The organism is Clostridium coskatii (assembly GCF_001675205.1).
Lineage (GTDB): Bacteria > Bacillota > Clostridia > Clostridiales > Clostridiaceae > Clostridium_B > Clostridium_B ljungdahlii.
In genome coordinates this window covers 1-4,166 of the sequence record NZ_LROR01000069.1, presented here as the reverse complement: position 1 = coordinate 4,166, position 4,166 = coordinate 1, and the positions used below count along the sequence as shown (strand labels likewise).

General features: G+C 28.7%; 3 protein-coding genes. 2 read left to right on the top strand and 1 reads right to left on the bottom strand.

Translation table 11 applies throughout. The annotated features are described in order from the left end of the window. Window positions 1–888: glycosyltransferase family 2 protein (locus CLCOS_RS16710; protein WP_430392619.1), on the bottom strand; the 888-nt coding region annotated here is incomplete at its 3' end. Between the two features lie 243 nt (window positions 889–1,131). Here CLCOS_RS16710 and CLCOS_RS16705 point away from each other — a divergent pair. Both CLCOS_RS16705 and CLCOS_RS16700 read left to right on the top strand, forming a co-directional pair. Further along, window positions 1,132–2,661 (top strand): class I SAM-dependent methyltransferase, encoded by a 1,530-nt coding sequence (locus CLCOS_RS16705; protein WP_063600441.1) that lies wholly within the window; start codon window positions 1,132–1,134, stop codon window positions 2,659–2,661. Window positions 2,662–3,276: 615 nt separating this feature from the next. Beyond that, window positions 3,277–4,166: DNRLRE domain-containing protein (locus tag CLCOS_RS16700; RefSeq protein WP_153042953.1), on the top strand; the 890-nt coding region annotated here is incomplete at its 3' end.

The following is a 4,166-nucleotide window of genomic DNA, read 5'->3' as shown; positions in this document are numbered from 1 at the left end:
CTTATAATCATATGAATAAAAATTTTTTAAAAAATTTCTTGTAAAATTATCTATATACAAAGATTTGTTAATATCACATATACATTTATTTTTAAATTCTTCGATTTTTTCTAAATTATCTTTTCTATATATATGATAGGCTGGATAAGTGGTGTCAACATATAATTTTAGACCTAAAGCTGCTGCTCTTATGCAAAAATGTCTATCTTCTCCCCAAAATGATAAATTATAGATTTTGTTAAAGTTAACTCCCTTCTCAATAGCTTCTTTGCTTATCAAAGTACAGGCGCCTAAACCACCTACTTCGTATACACCTGGCTTTTTTAGTTTTTCTATAAAGTCTGTATATTTTTTATTAAATTCATCTTGAGATAATATTTCATTTCGTTCTTTATTAACAAAAGAATATTCGTCACACACCCAAACTTGTGGTAATTCACCGGAATCTTTTTGCCACCTAGTCCAAAATATTTCAGATATTATATCTTTATTACTATTGATTAAACTTAATAATGTTTTGGGATGCACCATTATATCTGAATCTATTAAAAATAAATAATCATAATGATTTTTTTTAGTATAATCTATAATTCTATTTTTATATTCTGCAATTTTCCAAATTAAATTTTCTTTCCAATAGTGCATATTGTCAGTACGAATATAATTGTCTATTTTATCTCCTTTTTCAATTATAACTTTGTCATTTGATTCCAAAGAGAAATTTTTTAGCAAATTACTTGAATTAACATCATCATTATCATCTATAAAAAAGTAGTTTATTGAAAGGTTTTTCTTTACTATATTTTTTAAAAAGCTTATAAAATTAACTAATATATCACATGATTGTCTTATAGGACTTCCAATTAGAATCTGTCTATTTTTATCCATTAAATTCCCTCCTATATAATTTCACTATAAATTTATAGGGTCATTACTTACTAAATTATTTTCATTTATATATTATTCATAAACTTCAATTTTGCCTATAAATAAAAGTCGATATGATTCAATACTATAGATTTATTGATAAATAATTTATGATTAAAAGTTAATTGTATATAAAACTTAACTAAAATTATTACAACTTCATATAATGTAGTTAGAATTTATATAGATAAGGGGTCGATTGTAATGAATATTTATATGCTACCGTTTTTTATAAATAAAGAAAATTATGGTGAAGAAATAACTATGGCATCCCAATGTTTGAAAAGTTTATCCTATTCTAAAGATGTTAATATGTTGATTTTTAATCAGGGATGCTTGTCCAATAAAGAGCTGGAAGAAATTTTGAAGAAATTCAATTTTAACTATAAAATAATTGGTATTGGTGAAAATGTAGGAATTACATTATCTAGATATATAGGACTTAGATATATTATAGAAAATTATTCTAATATTAATTATGTTATAGAAGCTCATATTGATATGATTTTTCCTCCTAATTGGCAAGAACCATTAATACAATATTTGAATTCATCTGAAGAACCAATGATATCTCCTGCAATAATAACTAATTTTTCAGATAGCGCTTTTCCAAATAAAAATACTACTCTAGAAGATAAAATTAAATATTTGTCTACAATGGGAGAAAATAAAATTACTAATGGATTTGTGCATCCTGTTATTCATAAATTAAGCGTATTAAAAGAAATATGTCCATATGACGTTGGTTTTTTAACAGGTACCCAAGGTTATGAAGATGATAGTATTTTATTAGGATATAATTATTATATGGGTACCAATAAAAAATGGGCTCCTAAAATTTGTCATAAATCCTATGTTTACCACAAGACATTATTTCAAAGATTTAAACTCCAAAATGTATCCGAATCCTTTAATAAAAATTATTTAGGATTAAAATCACAGTATGGAGCATATGGATTAAAAGAATTAAGTAGAATTTATCCAAACAATGATTTTTTCATAGGTGAATATCGTAAATCTATAATAAATCCAGATATATATAAGAAGTATAATATGTATATTGAAAAAAACAGCTCTAAAACAAAAATTCCTATAGACAAAAAATCTTCAAGATTTATAGTTACTACAGATGAGAAAAAGACAAAATGCTTATTAAAAATTCCTAGTGACTGGTGGAGCAGATGTTATGAATATGCCTGGGCATCAAACTTTTTAGAAAAAAATGATACCTGTTTAGATGCAGCTTGTGGTGCTCCTCACCCTTTCAAATTTTATTTAGCCAGCATATGTAAAAATGTATATGCATGTGATATTGATACTGACATTTTAGATAAAAATAGAACTTTATCAAGGGTTAGTCAATATTTTGATGAAGAAGATGTTAAAGAGGCTTCAAAATATATAGATAAAATAAACTTTTCAAATAGCAGTTTGACAAGTCTTCCCTATGAGGATAATAAATTTGATAAAGTTTATTGTATTTCAGTACTTGAGCATCTTTCAAATGTAGATAAAGGAGAAGCTATTAAGGAGTTTTACAGAGTATTAAAAAAAGATGGCTTACTTGTATTAACTGTTGATTATCCAACTGCGGATTTAAATTTATTAGTTAACAATTTAAAAACTGCAGGATTTGAATTTGTAGATTCAGTTGATTATAAAATATGTCCTAGTGCTGTATATTCTAAATTATTAGGCGGCTTATATTGTTTCAGATTATTATTAAGAAAATAATGTAATAACTTTAATCGGGATGAATATATAGCTAATATTATGATTTGGATACAGTAGAAGTAGCAATTTACCCTATATATAAATGCAAATATCATGAATGTGCTGTAAACTTGTACTAATGGTGCATAAGGAATTCAAGGAGTTGTTGAACTTATTGGCAATAGCTCCATTATTCCATTTGCATCAGGAAATGAAAAAAACATCTTTTAAATCTCAATTGAGAAAGTTTATTTTAAATTTGCATATATTAGTATAGCGAATGCAATAGCTTTTTTCCGCATATTTTTAAAGAATGAATTCTATTAACTAACCACACTAATACTCAAACTTCTTCAAGTGGGGTAAAGAGTGGGTACGTCCCTGGATAACGATTTCTATAATTCTTTTTCATATAAACTATTCATTGTAGAAAGTTTCAAATTTGTTTATTTGTTTTTAGGCAATATAAGCATACCAAATTTGAGACTTTTTGCATATAATTTTTTAGGTAATAATTATAAATCTTATAAACTTAATGCTTTTTTGTATCCTATTTTAGTACAGAAACATATATTGTAATAGCATAATTATAAAACAGCATAATGACAAAAGAGAATAAGAGGAGGAGACGAATTTATGACATTTATACAAGTTAATCCTAGTGATGATGCATATATATCTATGCTGAATCCTAATACAAATTTTGGAACGTCAAGTCTTTTATTTACAGGGAGATTTGTTCAACCAAATGATATATTTAGAAGTTTATTAAAATTTGACTTATCTGCTATTCCTTTAGTAAGTAATGTATTACAAGCTTCGTTAGAATTATTTGTTTTCAGAAAAGATTTACCAGATGCAGTATTGTCACCACAAACTGTTAGTGTATTTACGAACGCAAGTGACTTTTCTGAAAATACGGTTACGTGGAATAATGCACCCGCAATAAATCCAACACCATACTTTGTAAATATAACAGATGCTGATGTTGGTAATTTTGTAAGCATTGATATAACTCAAATAGTAGCTGGGTGGGTTAATGGTTTAATACCGAATAATGGAATTACTTTAACTGGAATAGAAAATGTTATTGATTCTATAATAGGCTATTTTTCAAAAGAGTGGGTTGTTTTAAATCAAATTCCATTCTTAAATATAGAATATACTGAAGTAGTTCCTACAGGAGCAACTGGAGTAACTGGCCCAACCGGTCCAACAGGTGAGACAGGCCCTACCGGAGTAACTGGTCCAACCGGAGTAACTGGTCCAACCGGAGAGACTGGTCCAACTGGAGCAACTGGAGTAACGGGTCCAACCGGAGTAACCGGCCCAACTGGAGTAACTGGTCCAACCGGAGTAACGGGTCCAACTGGTGCAACTGGAGTAACCGGCCCAACTGGAGTAACTGGTCCAACTGGAGAGACTGGTCCAACCGGAGTAACTGGAGTAACGGGTTCAACCGGAGTAACTGGTCCAACCGGAGAGACTGGCGCAACTGGAGTAACTGGTCCAACTGGAGGAACGGG

Excerpts from the sequence above, each read along its gene's own strand:
- CLCOS_RS16705 (WP_063600441.1), top strand. The coding sequence starts at position 1,132 with ATGAATATTTATATGCTACCGTTTTTTATAAATAAAGAAAATTATGGT.